This is a genomic window from Dictyobacter kobayashii, assembly GCF_003967555.1.
In the GTDB taxonomy this organism is placed as follows: domain Bacteria; phylum Chloroflexota; class Ktedonobacteria; order Ktedonobacterales; family Ktedonobacteraceae; genus Dictyobacter; species Dictyobacter kobayashii.
The window spans coordinates 4390471-4412931 of sequence record NZ_BIFS01000001.1; the positions used below are offsets into that span (position 1 = coordinate 4390471).

At 50.7% G+C, this 22461-nt stretch carries 20 protein-coding genes; 6 read left to right on the forward strand and 14 right to left on the reverse strand.

Translation table 11 applies throughout. The annotated features are described in order from the left end of the window. Nucleotides 1–23 precede the first annotated feature (23 nt). Nucleotides 24–611 (forward strand): hypothetical protein, encoded by a 588-nt coding sequence (locus EL645_RS19220; protein WP_126552002.1) that lies wholly within the window; start codon nucleotides 24–26, stop codon nucleotides 609–611. Here the strand turns inward: EL645_RS19220 and EL645_RS46235 are convergent. Genes EL645_RS46235 through EL645_RS19245 form a run of 5 tightly spaced genes read right to left on the reverse strand, consistent with a single transcriptional unit; the run spans nucleotide 608 to nucleotide 6180 of the window. Further along, a complete protein-coding gene (locus EL645_RS46235) occupies nucleotides 608–1588 on the reverse strand; it encodes a glutamate--tRNA ligase family protein (RefSeq protein ID WP_126552003.1) in 981 nt (326 codons plus the stop codon). The genes EL645_RS19220 and EL645_RS46235 overlap by 4 nt on opposite strands. Further along, nucleotides 1573–2235 (reverse strand): Maf family protein, encoded by a 663-nt coding sequence (locus EL645_RS19230; RefSeq protein WP_126552004.1) that lies wholly within the window; start codon nucleotides 2233–2235, stop codon nucleotides 1573–1575. The genes EL645_RS46235 and EL645_RS19230 overlap by 16 nt, the downstream gene beginning before the upstream one ends. Further along, a complete protein-coding gene (locus tag EL645_RS19235; protein ID WP_126552005.1) occupies nucleotides 2232–3536 on the reverse strand; it encodes a class I SAM-dependent RNA methyltransferase in 1305 nt (434 codons plus the stop codon). Before EL645_RS19235 ends, EL645_RS19230 begins: the two co-directional genes overlap by 4 nt. Further along, nucleotides 3533–5542, reverse strand: coding sequence for a tetratricopeptide repeat protein (locus EL645_RS19240; RefSeq protein WP_126552006.1), 2010 nt, complete (start codon nucleotides 5540–5542; stop codon nucleotides 3533–3535). Before EL645_RS19240 ends, EL645_RS19235 begins: the two co-directional genes overlap by 4 nt. A 41-nt stretch (nucleotides 5543–5583) precedes the next feature. Further along, nucleotides 5584–6180, reverse strand: coding sequence for a tetratricopeptide repeat protein (locus EL645_RS19245; protein ID WP_161977499.1), 597 nt, complete (start codon nucleotides 6178–6180; stop codon nucleotides 5584–5586). Between the two features lie 99 nt (nucleotides 6181–6279). Between EL645_RS19245 and EL645_RS19250 the strand changes: the two genes are divergently transcribed. After that, nucleotides 6280–7116, forward strand: a complete 837-nt coding sequence (locus EL645_RS19250) for an IS5 family transposase (protein WP_126548740.1) — start codon at nucleotides 6280–6282, stop codon at nucleotides 7114–7116. Here EL645_RS19250 and EL645_RS19255 read toward each other — a convergent pair. The 9 genes from EL645_RS19255 to EL645_RS19295 all read right to left on the reverse strand — a co-directional run bounded on the left by EL645_RS19255 (nucleotide 7085) and on the right by EL645_RS19295 (nucleotide 17773). Beyond that, on the reverse strand, nucleotides 7085–8725 hold the full coding sequence (locus tag EL645_RS19255; protein WP_126552008.1) for a hypothetical protein: 1641 nt from the start codon (nucleotides 8723–8725) through the stop codon (nucleotides 7085–7087). The genes EL645_RS19250 and EL645_RS19255 overlap by 32 nt on opposite strands. 242 nt (nucleotides 8726–8967) lie before the next feature. Then, nucleotides 8968–10440 carry a glycosyltransferase family 87 protein gene (locus EL645_RS19260; RefSeq protein WP_161977500.1) on the reverse strand — a complete coding sequence of 491 codons (1473 nt, stop codon included), beginning with the start codon at nucleotides 10438–10440 and terminating at the stop codon, nucleotides 8968–8970. A 297-nt stretch (nucleotides 10441–10737) separates the two neighbouring features. Continuing rightward, nucleotides 10738–11205 carry a GNAT family N-acetyltransferase gene (locus EL645_RS19265; RefSeq protein ID WP_126552010.1) on the reverse strand — a complete coding sequence of 156 codons (468 nt, stop codon included), beginning with the start codon at nucleotides 11203–11205 and terminating at the stop codon, nucleotides 10738–10740. 36 nt (nucleotides 11206–11241) lie between these two features. Continuing rightward, nucleotides 11242–11442 carry a hypothetical protein gene (locus EL645_RS19270; RefSeq protein ID WP_126552011.1) on the reverse strand — a complete coding sequence of 67 codons (201 nt, stop codon included), beginning with the start codon at nucleotides 11440–11442 and terminating at the stop codon, nucleotides 11242–11244. A gap of 135 nt (nucleotides 11443–11577) precedes the next feature. Continuing rightward, the gene (locus EL645_RS19275; RefSeq protein ID WP_126552012.1) at nucleotides 11578–12177 is read right to left on the reverse strand and encodes an NUDIX hydrolase; all 600 of its coding nucleotides are present in this window, start codon (nucleotides 12175–12177) and stop codon (nucleotides 11578–11580) included. Between the two features lie 28 nt (nucleotides 12178–12205). Continuing rightward, nucleotides 12206–13240 (reverse strand): NAD(P)/FAD-dependent oxidoreductase, encoded by a 1035-nt coding sequence (locus EL645_RS19280; RefSeq protein ID WP_126552013.1) that lies wholly within the window; start codon nucleotides 13238–13240, stop codon nucleotides 12206–12208. 42 nt (nucleotides 13241–13282) lie between these two features. After that, complete coding sequence (recN, locus tag EL645_RS19285; RefSeq protein WP_126552014.1) at nucleotides 13283–15220, reverse strand: DNA repair protein RecN; 1938 nt, start codon at nucleotides 15218–15220, stop codon at nucleotides 13283–13285. Further along, nucleotides 15210–16094, reverse strand: coding sequence for an NAD(+)/NADH kinase (locus tag EL645_RS19290; protein ID WP_161977501.1), 885 nt, complete (start codon nucleotides 16092–16094; stop codon nucleotides 15210–15212). Before EL645_RS19290 ends, recN begins: the two co-directional genes overlap by 11 nt. Before the next feature lie 119 nt (nucleotides 16095–16213). After that, the gene (locus EL645_RS19295; protein WP_126552016.1) at nucleotides 16214–17773 is read right to left on the reverse strand and encodes an HD domain-containing protein; all 1560 of its coding nucleotides are present in this window, start codon (nucleotides 17771–17773) and stop codon (nucleotides 16214–16216) included. Nucleotides 17774–18280: 507 nt separating this feature from the next. Between EL645_RS19295 and EL645_RS19300 the strand changes: the two genes are divergently transcribed. The 4 genes from EL645_RS19300 (at nucleotide 18281) to EL645_RS19315 (ending at nucleotide 22417) form a co-directional block, all read left to right on the forward strand. Next, a complete protein-coding gene (locus EL645_RS19300; protein ID WP_126552017.1) occupies nucleotides 18281–19024 on the forward strand; it encodes an FHA domain-containing protein in 744 nt (247 codons plus the stop codon). Between the two features lie 5 nt (nucleotides 19025–19029). Continuing rightward, a complete protein-coding gene (locus EL645_RS19305) occupies nucleotides 19030–20148 on the forward strand; it encodes a PrsW family intramembrane metalloprotease (RefSeq protein ID WP_161977502.1) in 1119 nt (372 codons plus the stop codon). A gap of 194 nt (nucleotides 20149–20342) precedes the next feature. Then, nucleotides 20343–21431 carry a thiamine pyrophosphate-dependent dehydrogenase E1 component subunit alpha gene (locus EL645_RS19310; RefSeq protein ID WP_126552019.1) on the forward strand — a complete coding sequence of 363 codons (1089 nt, stop codon included), beginning with the start codon at nucleotides 20343–20345 and terminating at the stop codon, nucleotides 21429–21431. After that, nucleotides 21428–22417 (forward strand): alpha-ketoacid dehydrogenase subunit beta, encoded by a 990-nt coding sequence (locus EL645_RS19315; protein ID WP_126552020.1) that lies wholly within the window; start codon nucleotides 21428–21430, stop codon nucleotides 22415–22417. The genes EL645_RS19310 and EL645_RS19315 overlap by 4 nt, the downstream gene beginning before the upstream one ends. Nucleotides 22418–22461: the final 44 nt, after the last annotated feature.

Below are 22461 nucleotides of genomic sequence, written 5' to 3' on the forward strand. Positions count from 1 at the left end.
TTAATCCATGGGGGAAGGTAGGGATGATGGCAAGAGAGAAGGTCGATGAAATTACGCTACATTTGAATTCTATTCATGAGCTGTTTACGGTGCCTCAACCCGATCCCTTTGTGGAGAACGTGCATTTTATGCCGGCTATTGAGATTATTAAAAGCAAATGTGAGCTACCTGGATTCTTGAAGCACACGCGCACACGTGTCACCATCTTTTTGCCAGCGCCCCATATTGAGCCGAACCTGGAGCAGAAGACGCATGAGGCGATACACCGCTATTGCACCTTCCAGATCTGGCAAACTAATAATTCAGTTGCTATTCTGAAGCAGGATGCCTTGCGGGCTTTGATTATTGGTATCTTGTTTCTGGCCGGCGGGTTGTTCCTACTCAACAATGTCAATGTTCTCCCGGCCTTTCTCAGCACGTTTTTGAGTGATGGCTTTAATGTGGCTTTCTGGGTCATTCTGTGGCGCCCGGTCGATTTTTTTCTATTCGATTTGTCGGCTTTCTGGCGCGAGGGGCGTGTGTACAAGCAGATCATGCGGGCCGAGTTTGTTATTCGGCCCGAGGAGCAGCAGCGCGAACATGCCGGGATAACTATCCCCGGGGTGAGCTAGCCATTATGGGCAGGCGTTGCTCCGCAGGCGCTGACATAAAACTGTAAGGGATTGCTGGCTATAGTACGTGGCCAGTTCCTGGGCGCTAATTGGTGTCTGTTCAGCAAGCAGCCCACAACTATGAGCCATGCGACCAATAATCTCTTCCGCTGTATAGTTAGCCGCGCGTACAGGGCCCAGTCCCTCGCTTTGAATGCGTTTAGAGAGCTTCTGCCCCTGCTCGTTGCGAATGAGTGGGGCATGGGCAAAGCCAGGAATAGGGAAGTTGAGTAGCTCAAAGAGGACGATCTGGCGCGCAGTTGAGGAGAGCAGGTCGGCCCGCGCACAATCTGATTGATTTGCATCAAGGCATCATCTACCACGACGGCGAACTGGTAAGCTATGATGCCATCGGCGCGGCGCAGGATAAAGTCACCAACCGCCTGTTGTACCTGTTGTTGCTGTGAACCCAGGAGCAGATCGGTAAAGGCGATGTTTTGCTCATCGGGCACGCGCAGGCGTAGTGAGGGGTGTCGTCCCTGGCGTTCATGCTGGCGGCGCTGGCGGTCAGTTAACTGTCGGCAGGTGCCAGGATAGCGTGCACCTCCATCGATACCTGGCGGAAAGTGGGCGGCAGCCTGTTGGATTTCGGCCCGGCTACAATAGCAGGGATAGACAAGCCCGGCGGATTGTAGCTGTTGGAGATAGTTTTGATAAATTTCCACGCGCTCACTCTGGATATAAGGAGCATAGGGACCACCCTCCGGTCCCTCATCCCAGTCCAGCCCCAGCCATTGCAGATCCTGGATCATCTGTTCCGTGGCATGTGGCTTCATGCGCGGCTGATCCAGGTCTTCAATGCGTAATATAAATTGTCCCGAGGCGCAGCGGGCGAATAGCCAGGCCAGTAGCGCGGTACGCAGGTTACCCATGTGTAGCGCGCCGGTAGGACTGGGCGCATAGCGGCCTCGCAGTGTGGGCGTTAGCGTATGTGACATTGCTCCGACCAGGGACAGGCCGTATCGCTACAGCCGGAATTGGCGGGGTGGACATCAAATTTGGCCAGCAGGCGTACGAGCGTGCACAGTGGTAGACCTACCACATTATAGTAGCAGCCATCAATGCTCTCGGTAGGTTGGAAACTGGCACTTTGAATGCCATAGGCGCCCGCCTTATCCATTGGATCTCCAGTGGCAATGTAGGCGTCGATCTCCTCATCGGTATAGGGGCGCATCAAGACAGGGGTGCTACAGCTCTCGCCGTGCATCTGCAGTTGGCCAGCGACCATCGTACTGACCACAATACCAGTGACGACGCGGTGCCAGCGTCCACGTAGCGAGCGTAGCAAACTGCGGGCATGTTCGGTGTCGCGTGGTTTCCCCAACTCCTGATCATCCAGTATCACCGTCGTATCGGCCGTGATTACCAGGTGATTGGCGGTCTCTGGTCGGGAGAACATCATCAGTGCCTTATAGGCAGCGGTCCATTCACCCAATCCATCTACCGATCCCTGATAATGGGCCTGGGCGGCATCTTCATCGCCAGGAGCGACACTGACCGTATAAGGGAGTCCAAGGGTGGCAAGAATCTGCCTCCGCCGAGGAGAGGCAGAGGCAAGTAACAAGGGCAACTGTGTTGTCGTCATAAAGTTGTACGCTCCAATACGGCTACATTTTCGATGTGCGCGGTCTGTGGGAACATATCCAGCGGCTGGACTGAGCGCAGTCGATAGGCCTGGCTCACATTGCACAATATATTGAGATCGCGCGCCAGGGTTGATGGATCGCAGGAGACATATATGATGCGTGCCACGGGATTCTGGATCAAGGCATCCAGGACAATCGATTGGCAGCCAGCGCGCGGTGGATCAATGACGAAGCCATCGATCTGTGACGAGAGGCCGGGCAACATATCTTCAACCTTGCCTTTGATAATCTCGACATGTTCAACGTCGCGCATATTCCATTGCGCATCTTTAATCGCGCTGGCGGACTCCTCAATGGCAATGACTTTACCGACATGAGGTGCCAGCAGGGCTGCGAATGTCCCCACTCCACAATACGCGTCTACAACGGTCATCTGGCTAACCTTCTCGGCTGGCTGATCGGCCAGCAAGCCATCCAGCACCATCTGAGCCATCTTCTCGGCCTGCGCGGTATTGGTCTGGAAGAATGAACTGGGCCGGATGCGGAAGGTTTGTCCTCCCAACACCTCTTCCATGGTTTCTTCCTGGACGACGATACTTTTTTCTGCCAGTTGCCGGGTGACCTCTTCGTTCTGCGCTGGCTGGATGAGCATCTGATTGTTGGCAGTGGCACAACGGATCAATACCTGTGGGCGCGGATTAATATGCTGGTTAACCACACTCAGGGCTCGATTGATCTTTTCATGGGCAATCGGACATTCCGCGAGAGGGAGGACCCAATGTGAACCTCGCGCAGTCAGGCCTGGCTGACCTTCACGATTTACTGAGAAACGCATATGGTTGCGATAGTGCCAGGGATTGTCACAGGCCACGGTGTCCAGCAGTGGCGGATCAGCGAAATGGCCAACCTCCTGTAGCAATTGGCGCACAACATCGCGCTTCCATGCCAGCTGAGCCGGGTAATTCATGTGTTGCAACTGGCAGCCACCGCAGGTACCAAAGACCGGGCACGGTGCCTGGATACGTAAAGGAGAGGTCTCATGAAGCTCAGTAATCCACACCCGTGGTGGTCGTTGTTTCCAGTGGCGGCGTTTCCGTCCAGGCCTTGGAGTGGGAGGCGCCTCAACCGCGATGGTTACACGCTCACCGGGAAGCCCCGCCGGGACTTGAAGCAGGTGAGTATGTACCTCACCTGCTTCATTCTGCTCACTAATGGTGGCCGTGGCGTGCCCGGCGCTCGAGAGCGGGCCTAGCTCGACGGTATGATAAGTAATCGTACGTTCTTCTTGTATCTGTGTCATCTTTTCTTTGCTTTGTTATGTTTGGATTTGTTCTGGCCGCGTGGTCCGCGTTGCTGTTTGTACTCTGCATTGTAGCGCTGGCGAGCCTCTTGTACAAACTCATCATCACTATCCAGGTCTTCACCCTTTGAGAGATACCTATCCGCACTACGGAAGTCGCCACTTTGCATATAGATCAGTGCAATTGTAGCATACATGTCTGCGGCCTCGGGATTGTTATCCAGACCTTCACGCGCGACCTCCAGGGCTTTTTTGACATCCTCCTGAAGCAGGTGAATGCTAGCCAATTCGGTGTAGGCCTCGGTTAGCTCTGGCGAGAGCTTGATACTTTGTCGCAGCGCTTCACTGGCCTCTTTAAGGTGATTCAATTGGTGCTGGAGATAGCCAATGCGGTACCAGACCTGAGGATCATCGGGCGTCAGGTGGGCGAGATCCTGGAAATGGTGCAGAGCCATTTCAGTATCTTCCCGTTGCATCGCAATTTCTGCCAATCCCATCGCAATATCAACGGAATGCTCCTGTGTCAGCGGGCCCTTCTGAGCCTTACGCAGATGTGACTCGGCCTCTTCCAGGTTTTCTTCATGCTGGATCAGTATCGTGGCCAGCAGGATATGATTTTCCGGACTATCCTCAACCTTTAAGGCTTCGCGAATGGTTGGCTCAACCATGTTATCGAAGCGTTCCTCTTCCTCATGATCATCATTATTATGGAATTTAGATGCCAGCGCATGATAGCTGTAGGCAAGGTTGCGTAAAGCTGAGCCGCGCTCGGATGGTATATGTTCGGCCAACTGCTGAGCATAATATGCCGCCCGCTCAGCATCTACAATTCCTCCCGCCAGATTAAACGCATCGTTATAGAGCGCTACACCTTGCTGTGGATTTTTAGCAATGAGTGCATCATAGTGGTGGAGTAGTTGAGTGCCAAGGCGAATGATCGAATTCATATGATCGAGTGCATCAGCGAAGAGCTCCATCTCCTCGTCGTCCTCATCCTCCTCATCCTCATCCTCCTCATCTTCCTCATCTTCGTCCTCTAGTTCCTCATCCTCCTCATCTTCTTCGATCTCATCTACATCTGCTTCAATCTCTTCGCTCTCTTCTTCGATCTGGTTATTAATCTCTTCAATGCGCTGCTGGATCTCGGCCTCGCTCAACTCACTTATGCGGGTTGCCTCATTGGTCAGATCGTGTACGCGCCATTCCTCGTCTTCAAAGACGACGGTATAGCGCATCCAGAACCAGCCGCGACCAGTCTCTTTAAAGGTAATGGTGGGCTGTGGACATTCTGGTATCGTAAGGGTGGGTTGCGTGGTAAGTCTGATCGACCAGCCCACATCGACCTGTGCTATATCTGGTCCCAGTTCCTCGGCAACTGGCTGGATGAAGGATACCTGTAGATCATGTGGCTGTACCTTCTTGGCCCAGGTCTGGCGGCGCGCTATCCAATTTTCTTGTGAGAGCCCTTCGCGTAAAGGACTTTCTTCAGAGAGATAGGTGAAGGCTTCCTCATAGTTCTGGTTGCCCCATTCTTGTAGAAATTCAGCGACCATATCCAGGTGTTCTGGTACCCCCATCAACCCTTCTGCCTGTCCGAAGAGAGATTGCAATTCGGAGAGGAACGGATCTTCCTCGCCCTTATCGCTCTGGGTAAAGCTCTCAATTGTTTCGGTTAAGCTTGGGCCAGCGGGTATCGTCCATTTAGCATAAATGTCGTCACCTTCCAATTGAATGAGGCGACGGCGAGCTTCTTTGCGGATCTCTTTATTCTCACTTAAAGTGTTTATGGCCTGAATGATATCCGCCGCTTCCCTGGTTTTCTGTTTGGCCAAGTCCTTGAGGAACGCGACCTGCGCTTCCTTGGGCTGGCTATTAATGGGTTCCAGTGCCGCTTTGGCGCCAGCAAGGTTATCGCTCTCGTTTAAAGCTTGCGCTATCTGCTGATATTGTTTTAAGAGTGCCGCTTCAGACTGCGACACTATCTTCTTGTCTTCCTGGTCTGCCATAATAATTACTGTCCTTTCCTTATTCCTGATCAGGAATAACCCTACACGCGTTTGCGGGTGGTGGCGATTTGCTGACGTACAGCTGGAATAAAGTCTGATTCAGGATCAATGCGTTCTGCTTCCTCAAGGTGTCTTTGGGCCTGGCGGCGATCACCTTTTTCGGCCAATACCGAGGCCAGTAACGCATGCAAGTAAGCCGTCTCTGGATATTGACGCAATGCATTTTCCAACAGTAGCTGGGCCTTGTTTGTCTCAGCGCGTTGCATATAGATTGCTGTAAGCTCGCTATAGATGCGAACATCGGTCGCTTCTTCTTTTAAGGCTCTCTGGTAATACGTTTCAGCCTCATCCAGACGTCCCAGTAAGCGATTGGCAAAGCCCAGGCTAAACCAGATCCCTGTATAATCTGGCAGTATCTCGGCTACGCGCTGATAATGTGGTATGGCATCCTCAAACTTTTGTTGACGCATAGACACATTTCCCAGCCCGGCTTCAATCGAAGCTTCGAGATGAATGTCCTGATTATCAGGGGGCAATAACTCCTGGCTCTTCATGAATTCTGCCCGGGCATCTTCATTGCGATCCAGGCTCATTAGCAGCTCACCCAGCAAGGAATGGCTCGTGGCGCTATCGTCCACAATGACAGATTCCCGTAAATTTTCTTCGGCTTTTTGTACTAAGACCTTATCCGAAAACCAGTGATACAATACAGACAAAAAACGATGAGGTGAACAACGATGGTACGAACACGACCGTGGGAAGTCAGCGATGAACTGTGGGAACGCGTACGCCCCCTGATCCCAGAACGGCCGCCGCATCCCAAAGGCGGAAGGCCTGCAGCCGATGATCGCAAGATGTTTGCCGCCATCGTCTATGTGTTGCGAACCGGCATTCAATGGAACGCCCTGCCTCGTGAGTTGGGAGCATCCAGCACCGTCTATGACCGCTTCCGCGAGTGGGAAGCCCAAGGCGTCTTTGAGCGCTTGTGGCAGGCTGGCCTGCAACACTATGACGACTTGGTCGGCATCAGCTGGGACTGGCAGAGCGCCGACAGCTCGACCGTGAAAGCCCCTTTCGCCAGAGCCGCCGTCGGCCCCGCTCCCACCGATCGCGGCAAACAGGGAACCAAACGGAGCATTCTGTGTGATCGCCGTGGCTTGCCCCTGGCGCTGTGCATTGATGGGGCCAACCGCCATGATAGCAAGCTGCTTTTCTCCACCCTGGATGCTCTCGTCGCTGAACAACCAGAACCCACCGTGGAGCATCCTCAAAACCTGTGCTTGGATGCGGCGTATGATCATGAGGCAATCTATGGTGAGCTCTATGAACGAGGCTATGAACCACACGTGCGGCTCAACCGGAAGTACCACACGTGGTATCAGCCTCCCCAGGAAGAAGCCAACAGCCTGGAACCAGGAAAAACGCCGCGTCGATGGGTGGTCGAGCGCTTTTTCTCCTGGCTCAATCGGTGGCGCCGCTTGCTGGTCCGCTGGGAAAAGCTTGGTCAAACGTATCAAGCGTTCTTGCAGCTGGCTTGCGGACTCATTTGTTTTCAGTATGCTTCTCATCATTAGGTTTTCGGATAAGATCTAAATGCTGATGGCGTTCCTTGAACTCAGGGAGATCAAATCTGAAGGCCAGCTCAGCCAGGGTCGCACCGAGTCGACGTAACGTATCAGCCCGATTTTGTGGAAAGCGCTGAATGAGCCGCTCCAGATAGACCATCATACGTTCGGGATTGCCAGTGAGAACCGCATAGCTATAAGCATCTTCATTGGCATTATAATCTAGAGGCAATTGGGTGAGTAGTGCATCCTGGAAGTTCAGTAACTGGCCAAGGCGCCAGGACATCTCTTCCACAAATGCCTCTGGATTATTCTCTTGCTGCTTGACACCCTTCTCGATCGCATCCTCATATTCTTTGATGCGCTTCTGTAAATCATTGACCGACAATGCCTGTAATGCCACTATCTCATCTTTGATTTGCTGGATACGCCAGGCATTATTCTCTCTGATCAGTGTATAGTTGTTCCAAAACCAATGGCGCCCAGTCTCTTTGTTGACAGCGGTCCCCATCGGCATTTCTTTGAGCGTGCCACTGAGAGGTGTCTCCAATAGTTCGAGCGACCAGCCGAGTTCCAGCTCTTTACTGGCTGGGGGTCGATGACTTGTCGCGGAGCCTGGGAGCCAGATAGCACTCTGTTTTTGTTCACGCTCATGGGCAAAATTCAGTTCCATACGAGTGGGGTGAGCCTCATCAAACCAGGCCCGATGTTGTTGTATCCATTCATCCCGTGTCAGGTTATCGCGCACAGGACTGTTTGTCGTGAGGAGATCATAGGCCAGGCCATAGTCGCCAAATGACCAGGCTCCAATAAAGTTGACCACTACTTCCTGTGGCTCCATCTCTGGTGTTACAAAGGTGCGCTCACTGACTGCATCGGCCTCGACAGCCTGGAATATGAGTTTATTGAGTGTTGGTAGCTGTGACCGATACTCTGCATGTGGCTGGGTCTGATGCCAGGCATTAACATCCAATGCCTCTTCGATCATATGTTTGGCCTCAGCCAATGAGCAGGGGATCAGATCTACTTCTGTGGCCAATTTATGTATCTCTCGGATGTGCTCTTCTATATGTCGTTTGGTCCCGGACTCGCTAAAAAAGTCTTTTATCCCATCATTCCAGAAGTCCAGTACCAGGGTTATGATACGGGCTTCTCCATAGTCATATCCCTGTTCCCAGCACAGTGATATCTGTACTTCTCCTTGTTCACGGGATTGGGTAGCAAAACCTTGCCAGAAGCGTGGGGGATTGGCAACGTTCATCTGAACAGCCGGGGCATGGATGATTGGAGCTGTCCAATGAGGTGTCACCTTGGAACCGCCAAGGCGCAGCAATCCCCGGCGTGCCTCTTTCCGCACCTCTTTTTGGGGACTTACAGCATTGATCCCAGCCAGAACGTCGGCCGCCTCGGCCCGGTTTGTTTTAGCCAGGGATTTTATCAAGGCAATCTGTGCTGCTTCTGATAAGGCAAAGATATCTTTTAAAGCCGCCTCTATCTGGGTTTGATCTTTACTTTCGTGGAGTTGGGTCGCTATCGTTGGATACTGTGTATGTATGCTTTCAACCTGGCTCATCTCTTCAGGGGAAAGCTGAATATCGGCATTTTTTTTTGCAGTCATGGTCGCTCTTTACTCCTCACTACAACACTCTATCCAGTGGATTGTACCACGAAGAGAGAGAAGAGTCGAGAAGGGCGAACGTCTACAAAAGCGTAATCACAGAAGGAAGCTCCTGAGAGAGACCTATCAACATTGATCAAGTCTCTCTCAAGAGCTTCCAGCTAACGAACATTCTTTTTAGCCAGGATATGCCAGCTATGCTCGTTTGTTTGCTTCATTGCAAACAATGTCATGGTTTTCTATTAAACCTGTACAGTTGATGGCAACTGACCGGTCTGCTTACGCGAGCGTAGATAGTCAAACGCATATTGTCTTGCGGTTTTCATCTGTGCTGCGGACAGGATAAAGGTCGGAAAGGCAACACAGTAGAAGTAGGACGATAGACTCCGCCAGGCCAGGAAAAGCGGTAATACGGCCAGGAGCATCGCAGCCTCAGGTCGGCTACGGCAGATGCGCCAGTACCAGACAAAGGTCGAGAGCATGCCACCCAGTTCAAGGGCGGTATAGACCCAGGTTGGGAAGTAGGGCAGCAGATGAGAGGTGCTCAGGGTAATCAGACCTACACCCATCGGAAACATGGGGTCCGCAATTGGTGCCATAACTCCTGCGAACCAGGAGTGATAGTCCCACATGATAAAGGGTAGGTTGATAGCCAGGCCAATGCCTCCGGCAATCGCCAGGCGATAGCAAGCTTCCTTCCAACCATAATGTTGCAGGGCCATAATCAGGTAAAATGGCACAAAGTACCAGGCGATCTGTTTGGTGGCCAGAGCCAGTCCAAAGAAGATGGCTGATATCCAACGCTGATCACGTTTGAGCCAGGAGACAATCAGGAGCAGGGTATAGAAAATGTCCAGATTGCCACCGATCGTGGAGGCCCACATCGGCACATTGGCGATCGCCAGTAAGATTACCCATGGCCGCAATTCGGGTTTCACTGCCCGCCAGGCAAGAATGACAATCAGCAGGTAGGAGAGCATGTAGAACGGCAGCACATTATAATTCTGGAAGAGTGCAAAAGGCACCAGTGTCAGAAATGAAAGTGCTGGATAGCTTACTTTAGCCTCGAATTCAGGAACATCTCCAGATTTCAGCGATGTATTTAGAATAGATTGCAGTTCCGACATGCTTGGATAATCTAACCGATCGGCGAACTGGCCTTGTCGCAAAGGGGTCGTCCAGTTGGCATTGATATCGAAGCGTCGAAAAAGCTCTGGGATATTTGAATCACTATATGGATTGCGCCCTTGTACTAGCAAGATTGCCGCGTTAGTGTCGAGTGACGTACCATCATTTGAGAACTGCGGAGCCGAAAAGCACTCGACGAGTCCGCGGCCAAACTGAAACATTCCAGCAATTGTGACCAGGAATGTCAGGATTAACACCACCCGTTGCCAGGTACGTACCTGCGGGCGTCCCGATTTCTCTGAAACCTGCTTTGGAGCGGGGCGCAGAGCCATCCAGAGGGCCCAGAAACTACCCAGTAGCAAGAAAAATGGAATGAGCGCGCTGACATCAGCTACATGAGGAATTTCGTTGGACGCCTGAAACAGGATAGCTACAGCGATCCAGGCGGCGCGTCGTTGCAGTTCTATGATGGGACGCTGTGAGTACGATGTATCTTCAGTAAAAAAGTACCGCATCCATTGGTATTTAAAAGGTTGTTTATCTTTTTTTATGTAAGTGGTCGGTCCTATTACAGATCGCTGTGCCATAGACTCGCGCTTTGCCTCATGCATAACGCGTGCAATTTTCAGAAACATTCAGGTATTTATTCATACAGTGCACGACTAAATGATGAGTTTGAGGCGACGCGCTTTTTACCTCCCATCGAAGTACCGAGAAGACAAATGTACCATAGCGTCCAACTGCAACCAGATTTATAGACGTGTTTTCTCGGTCCACGTCTTAAAACGAAGGGAGGTTGAGATCCGTCACAACTTATGGCAGTCAATTATGATCTTGAGGAAACATTGAGCTTTCCTTGATCTTTTCAGGTAACGGGGCTGAAATTATAGGGATAAGCGGTAATACAGCTCCCGGTGTTGCAATTCAAATCCCAGGTTTTCATAAAGGCGAATGGCAGAGGAATTTTGATCCCAGACATGCAAATCGATGGCATGCAGCTTCTGTTCCTCCTGGGCATACGCTATGATGTGCTCAATAACAGTGCGTGCGTAGCCTTTACCGCGATGGTCAGGATGGACGATAACTCGCTTCACATAGCCGACAGCATGTGCTGCATCGTGGGGCGGAATCATTAATTCTGCTTTTGCGACTACCTCATTTTCCACTTCTACCAGAAAAATGATCGTAAGTTCATGAGTCGAAGGGTCAACCGAGCCAAAGTACTTGTGCATGTCACGGTGAATATCACGGGTGGGGGATGCACTGAAGCTATCGAGATGATCGATATGGACGATATCTTCGGGTGTGGCAATGCGGATGACCAACGCCGTTGTTGGTGATTTCTCTGTCATATTCTGTATCCTGGTATCTAGCAGTCAGTGTACTGCCTATGAATGCCGTTTCCGGGGTAACCTTAAGATAGCAACTAATGCTGCAATAGAGCAGCCAAGAATCATAATAGCATAGACAATGCTCTCACCATCCCTGGTTGTTGCCGTAAGTGTATCATGGAGCATGGTCACGCCCCAGATGAAAAAACCAATAAATACAGCAAACAATAAAATTGTGCTGGTATACTTCTTGTTCATGGAACATAATCCTTGGTAAACTCAAGTCAGACAAGCATGTGTCGTCTGCTATTTGTTTCGAATTATAACATACCTGTGCCATTCATGTCGTAAAACAGTACGGTTGTCTGACTTGATCGAACTTGATGGCTCAATTTAAGCTTTAAGAGCCTGCCAGACGAGACGATGGATGACGGCACGGAAGCGTCCCCAGTATGCCCAGCGTCCCGCTATATTTTCACTATATTGATCTCCAAGGTGTTCTAGATGTTCAGCCAGTGGTAGCAGTTCCTCTGGCGCTATCTCGCGAAACTCTGCCACCTGCTCATCTTCATCTTCAACGCTGAGGGTGCCACCCAATTCGTCCAGTAAGAAGGCAAAAGTATAAAAGACAGGGGTCTGATCGGTGTTTTCCAGATGGTAAGTGGCTACGGCCAGAAATTGTTTGACCTCGACCTGCAGGCCAGTCTCTTCCTGCGTCTCGCGCAACAGCGCGTCAAAAACATGTTCGCCATGATTGATACCACCGGTCAGCAGACGATAGGCACCCTGTGGATAGAAGGTTTTAATCATAGTGAGTAAGCGACCATTTTTACGCCGGATGACCATACATACTTCGCCATAGCGATCGGTTTTACTTAAGGGATCAAAACTTTCATGAATATGTAGAGTGTCAGATTGTACAATGGGTTGACCATAGCGTTGAACAAGTTGCGCCAATTCGTCCTGAATGGCTTGTGGCAATGTAGAAAACATAGTAGAACTCCACTATTTTTTAGGAAAGTTATTGTTGGCTGATGAGTTGCTGGGCCACCATTATACCATGTTCCATCGCGAGATGTAGCCGTCCACCCACAAAGGCATCTCCACTGAAGGCCAGTCGCTGTGGCAGCGTTTTAGCATTCAGCGCATCACCATCCACTTTCTGTGCCGGTAACGCATAGCGCCAGCGCTGAATATCCGTAAATATTGGAGAAAGCAGCTCTTCCTGCAGCAGTTGCGCTATCATCTGTGCTACCTGCTGAATACACTCTGTATCGGAGGTCTCCATATGAGCTGCACTATACTCTGGCCCCATCTGCGCAATCAACATACCAGACTCTGGTGGGACGCGCTCAGGAGCTTTCTCATGTTCCCAGGCAAGCCATGAAATGGGATGTTTTTTGTCGCTATTAACCAGCGCGTAATAAGGGCGTGTGCGCGGTTGGGGATGATAGCCCAGTATGATCGAGAGCAGTGGATTGTAGCTGGCGGGCGTCAACCGCTGTATTATCTCTTGCTGTAGCGCTGTTTCTATCTGGCTGGCCTGTATTAATTTTCTGGCTTGAGGAGCAGGCAATGTAATAAAGAGAAAATCAAAGCCAGCATAGTTATAGCCTGCGCTGTCATATAGCCGCCAGCCGCTTGCTTCTTGTTGCACGTTTATAATGCGCGTTTCAAATTGGATTGAGAGCCCTGTGGCCATTTTTTTGGGGAGGGTAGTCAGGCCGTTGCGGTAGTTCAGTTTCTGTTCAGCGTTTTGCTTCTCATCGCCAGCTTGAATATGGCCCTGTCCATCAAAGATCCAGACAGGTTTTTTGATATCGATCAGGTCGGGAGTCCGGAAACGTTCTGTGATAAGTGCCAGGCTGGCTGGTGTCCCTTCTTTGACATATTGGGCACCATGATCGTAAATAAAGCCCTCGCGTTTGCGGGTCGCTGCACGCCCACCGACACCACGGCTCTTCTCAAACAACGTGACCGTATATCCGGCATCCTGGAATGAGTGGGCTGCAGCCAGTCCACTCATTCCAGCGCCCAGAATGGCTACTGATGGCATAATGGATCCTCTATCATTGCTAGCAATCGACTCCCACCCCCACTAGCGCTCTATTGGTTCGATGGCTTTCTCAGGGACGGTTTTTTGTCGCCGCCAGTTGTCTTTCCACATGTTGGAACGTCCCAGCATCTCTTCGGCGCTCTTCATTGCAATATCGGTGACATTGCCGCCCATAATATGTGCAATCTCGCGTACACGTTGTTCTGGGCGCAATTCATTCACGATAGTCATCGTTCGATTATCGAAGATTTGCTTATTCACATTGTAATGGGTATCCGCAAACGCCGCAATCTGTGGCAGGTGAGTGACACAGATAATCTGGTGATTGCTCGTCAATTGCCAGAGCTTTTCACCAACCACCTGGCCGCTACGCCCACTGATACCGGCGTCAATCTCGTCAAAGATCAAGGTCGGAGTCGCATCGGCATCTGCCAGAATCGTTTTTAGTGCCAGCATCAAGCGGGATGTCTCACCACCAGAGGCGATTTTTGTCAGTGGCTTAAAGGGTTCTCCAGGATTGGGGGCAATCAAGAATTGGACTCGATCTACACCGCTCATATCACAAGCATAGTATTCTTCGTCCTGACCATTGAGGCTGACCGGGACCCCTTGTTCGTCTGCTAGTTGGACAATTTCTACCTGGAAGCGAGCACGGCGCATGTTCAGATCATTGAGCTGTTCTTCCATCGCGGTAGCCAGCGTCTGGGCTGCGGCAGAGCGTTGTTCTGAAAGTGACTGTGCCAGTACACCGATCTCTTTGCGGAACTGACCATCCTGCCGTTTGAGCTTTATTATGAGCTCATCGCGATTATCGATTGTCTCAAGCTCGGCCTGATCGTTAGCCATATGCTGCAAGATCTCTTCGACCGTTGCCCCATATTTGCGTTTCAGCTTGGTAATCAGGTCCAGGCGCTCTTCAACCTCAGACAGCCGATTAGGATCATCCTCAATATCTGATTCATAGCTACTGATCGACGTTGCTACATCCTCAAGCTGATAGATCGCTCCCGCCAGCGTCTCCTCATATTCTTCCATAGATTTATCCAGGCGCACCAACTCACTTAGCGAGCGTTGGGCCTGGCGAATCTGGTCCAGTGCTGCCTGGAAGCCATCTCCTCCCAGGTCTGAACCTTGAATGGAGCCATAAATATGTGTGCAGAGTTCGCGTAAGCGCTCGGCATTACTGAGAATCTTACGCTCCTCCTCCAGTTCCTCCACTTCTCCAGGACGCAAGTTTGCTTTCTCAATCTCCTCAATCTCGAAGCGCAGAAATTCAGCTCGCCGTTCCTGTTCACGGATATTTTGTTGTAGCGAGAGGAGCTTCTTGCGTGCATTGCGCCACTCGGTGACTTTCTCTCCCAGCTGTTCACGCATGGAGAGTGTCTCGGCGTAGCGGTCCAGGAAATTGATGTGTTGATCTGGTCGTAGCAGGCTGATATTTTCGCTTTGCCCATGGATATCCACTAACCAGCTAGCCACTTGCTGTAAGATATGTAATGAGAGTGCACGCCCGTTTATACGGGCAACAGTACGTCCGGAACGGAAAATATCGCGGGTCAGAATCAGTTGTCCATCTTCGGGAACGAGATCATATTCGCGCAAAAGCGCGGCCAGTGCTACGAGAGCATCGGCACTCTGAGAGGCCCCTGAAGAAGTTGTCCCCTGTTCGACCTGCTCAATTAAAGCTAGCAGAGGCGAACCATCGGAATCGTTGGCCTCTGAGCCTTCTTCGAATGGTAGCCAATCGGTAGGAAGTTGTGGGAGTGCCTCAACTGAGAAAACCCCCTCGACTGTAGCGCGTTCGCAACCAGCACGGACGAACTCGGCCCCTATTTTCCCACCAAGTAACGCATTAACTGCGTCAATGATGATTGACTTACCCGCGCCTGTCTCGCCTGTGAACACATTAAAATTACGGTTCAGGCGGATCTGCAGGCGGTCAATAATAGCGAAATCTTTAATCGTTAACTCAATTAGCATGATTTGTTTCGTTAGCAGTCAGGTTATCGTTTCTTAACTTCGCGTTGATAATTTGATAAAAGTAAGTTGGCGGCCGGCGCCTGAGAAACCTGGTCGTATACTGACTCTTGCGGACAGTGATGATCGCGCCGTCTTTTACCTCCCGGTTCAGTTGGCCATCGGCAGAGAAAACACCATTCTGAGAGCCAGTAAAAATTTGTAGCTTGATGGTTGCTTCTGGCTGGATAATGAGCGACCGATCAGAGGCGAGATGGGCTGCGATCGGCGTCAGGACCATACTTTGGACCTGGGGATGCAACAATGGACCTCCAACCGCCATATTATAAGCAGTGGAACCTGTGGCGGTAGAAATAATGATGCCGTCAGCATAGCTCGTGTTATAGTAGTAATCATCCACCCAGACGCAGACTTGTACGACCCGAGGCCAGGTGCCACGGGCGATTACAATATCGTTCAGCGCCAGAAATTCTTCACGCTGACCATCTTGCTCAAGTACTGCGTGAAGCATTGCGCGCTCATCTACCCAGACGGAGCTATCGCCGTTAAGATAATAGCCCAGATCTTTTGCTATATCGTCTGGTTCCATCTCTGTAAGAAAGCCAACGCGTCCAAAGTTCACGCCAACGATTGGTACTCCTGTACTGGCGCACATACGAGCAGCATGTACAATCGTGCCATCACCACCCAAAACCAGTACCAGGTCGCAATCTTGAAACGAACTCTGGTCATAGGCAGGATCTGACTCCAGTCCTTCCTGGTGGATATCAATAGCACGGACAGTATGACCTTGCTTCTGCAGGGTCTGTACAAGTTGGGCTGCGAATTTGGACGAAGCTTGCTTGCGTCCCTGGTAGAAAATCGCAATCGTCTTCACTAACATCTCTCCAATTGGCAAGCGAGGGCGAACACGACGTGCCGCCCTTACATGTTTAGCCTCAGTAATGGTACGCCATAGGGCGTGTATTGTCAACTATGTTTGTAGTATGAATGTTCTTATTTTTCACTGTCAGCCCGTATTTGTTGGAGCTTTTCTTCGGCGAACCAGAGCACATCCTCTTTAGAATGAATCTCTCCTTCTGCCTGAGCTTCTGCAATGGACTCCAGAAGTTGACCAATCAAGGGGCCGGGCTGTAGATGGAAGCGACGGATGAGCTCTTCAGACTGGATCAGTCGCGGCGGTAAAATCTGTTCCCGCTCACGAATATAGTTGGTCAGAAGAGTCCGTACCGTGGCCAGGTGGCGCTGCCAATGGACCGTCAAAGGATCAGGTCCGCGCATTGACAGATGATCTGCCAGTGAGATCAAGGTTACATAGATCCCGTTGGGTCCCATGTCTACGAAGTAGCGCCGGATGGCCCTGGGGGTAAGCATGGCATGGCTTAGCTGTCCTGGCCGCATGTGGTGCGCGACCACCTGTTGAATCAGACGGCTGTCATGCGTGTTTACACTCAGGCGACGATTAATGTTTTGTGCCACTGGCACACCAGCCTGCGGATGATGATAAAACGTAATATTGCCCTCTTCATCCACCGCGCGTGTGATGGGTTTCCCTATATCGTGTAAAAGAGCGGCCAATTTTAAGGGCGGTGACAGCAACCTGGCATATGAGAAAATATGTTGCTGTTCCGCTTCTCGCAAAAGCTCTTGTAGCGCCTGGAAATGACCCTCTCCCTCAATATCGAGTCCCGAATGTTGTAACTCATCAGAGTCCTGTTGCAAGATCCGCGCCAGTTTCTCCAGCATCGCGACCGCTTCAAGCGAGTGCTCAAAGACATCATAATGATGCAGGCTGGGTTGGGTCATGCCGCGTGCCGGTTCTAATTCTGGGATCAATACAGTGAGCAGGTGGTGATGATCTAAAAAGCGTAGCTGTTCACAGGCACCTGATGGACGCAAGAGTGCATATAGTTCTTCATGGATACGTTCATTGGCTACCTGCGGAAGTAGGTAGGCATCGCGCGCAATTAATTGCTGTGTAGCCGGCTCAATTGTTAGCTGATATTGACGGGTAAAGCGCATTGCTCGCAGCAGGCGTAGCGGGTCCTTCTGAAAGGTTGTATCGGATGTGACGCGTAACGTACGTGTATTGAGATCCGGTAGGCCACCTAACGGATCTATGACCCTGGCTGCCAGCATCGATTGAGTCTCATTCAGTGATGTACACTGTGAGAAAGCGGCAACTACCTCATTAAAAGGAACTGCGAGCGCATTGATAGTAAAATCGCGTTCATATAGGTCCTCTGCAATATCGTTCCCCTGGAGTGGTGAAATATCCAGAATCAGTTCCTGTTGCTCCTGCTTGACAATAACGCGACTGGCCCTTTCATGCATAGGAGCATAGAAGCCGCCCAGATGATCCGCCAGGCGGCGTGCCAGATGATGTGTATTACCAGCTGTGGCGATGTCCCAATCCGCGCAGGGTTTTTGCAGGAGTAGATTGCGTATCGAGCCTCCCACAAGATAGACTGGTTGCTTGTGCTCTTCAAACAACTGGCTGCTTCGTTGTAACGCATGCAAGACCCAGGAAGAGTGTATCAGTTCTTGTTTCGTCATATCTGCTCACATAATATAGGTACAGATAATAGGTTTCTATCTGCGATCTCTGCCTTATAGTATCATCTCTGTCTACCTATGCCAGCGTCTTGCTACAGACTGGCTATATCAGGGCTTTTTTATGTTCGTCCAGAGAGCGCAAGGAGATCACGAGCAAGCGATAGGATGTCTATTCTTTCAGGCGTGGAGTTGTGGTGGGTGGCCGCAGCCTCCTCCCATCTGCAAACATGGAGAATTACGAGCAAGCGATACAAGGCCCATTCTTTCAGGCGTGGAGAGTGTGTGGTGGGCGGCCGCCCACCACACACTCCCAACCCGGCGCCGCAGGCGCCAAAGAGGAACATGAAAAAGCCCTGCTGACTATATATAGGTAACTTGTCATTCCCTACAGTCCCATGTATATTAAGGATATACTCATCAGAGCATGCTATTGTATGAAGGTAGGATGATTACGAGAAAGAGGGTAACAACAAGTGCTGCTCAGTACTTGTTCGTTGGGTACGTTACATGAGTGGAAGCCAAAACTATGGGGTGCTGCGTGTTGTGCGTGTGCGTTTTCCAGCGGACACTCCAAAGCACCTGGACAAATATCCCGCAGGTTTGTTTCCTGAAGAACGTCTGGTGTACGTATTGAAGGAGCGCGAGACCACTATTGGGCGTGCATTGAGCAATGATTTGATTTTAATGGACCCAAGTGTATCACGTGAGCATGCGCGCCTGATTTTTAATGGAGATAGCTGGTCTATTCATAATGTAACGGAACAAAATCTGTTGCATGTCAATGGTAAGGCGGTTTCTGCTGGTGCAGAATACCCTCTCCAATCTCAGGATTTCCTGGTTATGGGCAATACTATGTTACAGCTTATTGCTCCCAGGAGTGATCAGGGTATGTCTATCCTTGATGGCCATGAAGATGAGATTATCGAACAAATTCTCTCCTCCCAGATCCACCCAAAGGACGTCGCCAAAGATCCTAATGCCAATTCTACACGCTATGCGAGCGCCCTGGAGAGTTTACCTCATATCTCACCGACGAAAAAAACACCGGCAATCAACGGGAAGAATCATAATGCGCATACCCTTTCGCCAGAAACCTCTACCTGGTTATCTGACCAGCGAACTGCGATGGAGATGGATGCTCGTGCCTGGGCCGAGGAAGGGAAGTTCCTGGGGGGAGTATTACCCTGGAATTTGCCTTTCCTAAAGTCTGGAAAAGGACATTACGCTGGACGATCGGAGGGGTTATACTGATCACCTTGCTGATCAGCGCCCTTACCGCCATTATTTTAAATAATCTATTGGGGATCGTCTCACTGGTGCAGGAAAGCCCTTTAAATATCTTATCTGTGTTGACCATTCCCATTGTGGCCGCTCTTGGTATCAATCTACTCGTCAACTTCATTGATCGTTATGAACGTGAGCCCTGGTTTTTGCGCCTGGCTGCCTTTCTCTGGGGAGCCATTATCGCCATTCCTCCCACCACATTTATTGAAGGAAGTATCGATTCCTGGCGCAGCACCATTCTGGGTCCTCAGGCTGGCAAAGCCTTGCATGCGCTGTTCTCAGCCCTCAATGCCGGCATCACTGAAGAAACCGTCAAAGGCCTTGGTCTCTTGCTGCTCTTTATCGTCTTGCGCGATGAATTTGATAATGTCACTGATGGCATTGTCTACGGCGCCCTGATTGGGGCTGGCTTTGCCATGGTCGAAAATATCTTTTATTTTGCCGGCAATCCCAAAGCCTTTCTTTTCTTGTTAATCGGACGCATCGTATTGGGATGGCTGAGTCACTCAACCTTTACGATCTGTCTGGGCATTGCCCTGGGTTATATGCGGCATACGAGGGTGCGCTGGAAACATATCGTGATACCCATCATCGGCTATCTTATCGCTGTTGGCTTGCATACCGCCTTTGATTTCATCAACTTTTTTGCTAACTCGCTGGTACTGGCTTCACCGGACAATTCAAATATTGTTATGTTTTCGCTCTTTGCCAGCATCGGTGATTATATCTTACCTTTTATCGCTCAGATGGTGATCATTTACTGCCTGATTAAATCACTGGCCCACGAAGCCGCTATCATTCGCGAGTTCCTGGCCTCCGAAGTCAGTGCTGGTATCGTGACGGTAGATGAATATGCCATGCTGCAGCATTCGTTTTTACGGGCCAAAATTGAACGCCGAGTCCTCTGGCAGCAAGGTTTTAAACAGTGGATACGTGTAAAGGCCCTCTATCAAACAGAGATCGGACTGGCCTTCCGCAAATGGCATGTCAGCATGGGCGATAAGCCCAAACTTGGCTATGTTCAACCCGAAGACGCCTATCGGCAACGCATCCAACACTTGCGCCAGAATATCCTCCTGGCCGAGAAATAAATAGTAGAATTGAAAAGTCCTGGATGCCGATAGTACATATATAAGGAAACCTTATCATGTGGTAGAGTATAGAAGAGAGTAAAAAAAATAGTTCAAGGTGTGACTGCGTCGAGGAAGAGCAGCCTTGACACCTCTTCTTATCACATGTTAGCATGAGCGCAAATGCACCTTAAGACAGAAAAGGATGGGTGATTATGGAACTGGAGCGGGCCAACCTGCTACAGATCTATCGTTTTATGCGCCTCACCCGTGCTATGGAAGACCGCATTCGTACGTTGTTTTTACAAGGACGTATCGTAGGCGGCGTTTACACAGCACAGGGGCACGAGGCGACAACCGTCGGAGCAGCAATGACGCTTCACGATGGGGACTGCATTGTTCCGCAGCACAGAGATCTAGGTATGCACATTGTACGACGAGTCTCACCTCGCAGTATTATGTGTCAGTGGCTAGCTCGCGGCAACTCCCCCACCTTAGGTCGTGATGGTCAGATGCATATTGGTGATATGCACCAGGGTATTGTCCCTATGATTAGCATGCTGGGAGAATCTCTTCCCGTGGCATGTGGTGTTGCATTGACCATGAAAATGCGAAAACGTTCAACGATAGTCTTAGCCTCTTGCGGCGATGGCGCAACCAACACGGGATCATTTCACGAAGCATTAAACTTTGCCGCAGTGCAAAAGTTGCCGCTTGTCTTTGTGATCGAAAATAATGGTTATGCCTATTCAACGCCAACCTCTAAACAGTTTGCTATTCAGAACCTTTCAGACCGAGCACTGGCTTATGGTATGCCCGGTAGAAGTGTCGATGGCAATGATATATTTGCTGTCATGGAGGCGGTCGAGCAGGCCGTTGACCATGCCCGCAGTGGTCAGGGACCCGCACTCGTGGAGTGTAAAACCTTTCGAGTACGTGGTCATTCAGAGGCCGACAAAGCCGATTATGTTCCTGAGGATGTGCGTGCGGAGTGGCTGAAAAAAGATCCTATTCAGCGCTTTGAAAACTATTTATTCCAGGAAGATATTTTGACGGAAGCCGCGCGTGGCGAGATCGATGCGCAGATCAAAGCCACTGTGGATGATGCAGTACACTTTGCCGAACAAAGCCCTGCACCAGATGAGACAACGGTAGCGCAGTATGTTTTTGCCCCGGATGGACCGATAGCAATTGTTGGCGAACCAGGTGCGGAAAATGCTCAGCATATCAATGCATATGATAGTCGCACAGGCCAACCGTTTCACATCGTGTACAAGGCAGAGGAGGCCGCTGGACGACGATGAATGATAGAAAAGTAACCTACTTAGAGGCGATTAGCCAGGCTATCCGCGAAGAGATGGCGCGTGATGAGGCCGTCTTTCTCCTGGGAGAAGATGTCGGCTCATATGGTGGTGCCTTTAAAGTAAGCGCGGGTCTGCTCGCCGAGTTCGGAGCGGACCGCGTGATTGATACCCCCATGTCTGAGGCCGCCATTATCGGTTCTGCCGTTGGCTCTGCATTGATGGGTATGCGACCTATCGCGGAGATGCAGTTTATCGACTTTATCACCTGTGGCTTTGATCAGATTATCAATATGGCGTCCAAGATGTATTGGCGTGTGGGCATGCCGGTTCCGATTGTGGTGCGGGGACCCTCGGGTGGAGGAACAAAAGGTGGCCCATTCCATTCTTCAAGTCCCGAGGCCTGGTTTTTTCATTCGCCTGGTATGAAAGTCGTTGTGCCTTCCACCACGTATGATGCCAAAGGGATGCTGAAAGCCGCCATTCGTGACAATAATCCAGTCCTCTATCTAGAGCATAAGCTGCTCTACCGTCTACCTGAACTGCGCGAAGAATTACCCACCGACGATTATATTGTGCCCCTGGGTAAAGCTATTGTGCGCCGCGAAGGCGAGGACATGACGATATTGACGTATGGTGCGATGGTTCATCAGTGCTTGAAAGCCGCCCAGACCCTGGAAGAGGATGATGATCTGGAGGTCGAGGTCCTGGATCTACGGAGCCTGGCACCATTGGACTATGAGGCAATTACGGCCTCGGTGAAGCGCACCAATAAGGTCTTGATTGTTCATGAAGATACCCTTACAGGGGGGATCGGTGCGGAGCTCTCGGCCATCCTGGCACAGGATCTGTTCGAATATCTAGACGGTCCCATTACACGGGTTGCGGCCCCTGATGTGCCTTTCCCATACGCACCAGCATTAGAAGCTGCCTACCTGCCGAATGCAGCGAAAATACTTTCGGCGGCCAGAGCATTGGCTGCTTACTAGATAGAGGTAATATTTTATTTATGATCCGCTATTCTATAGAGATA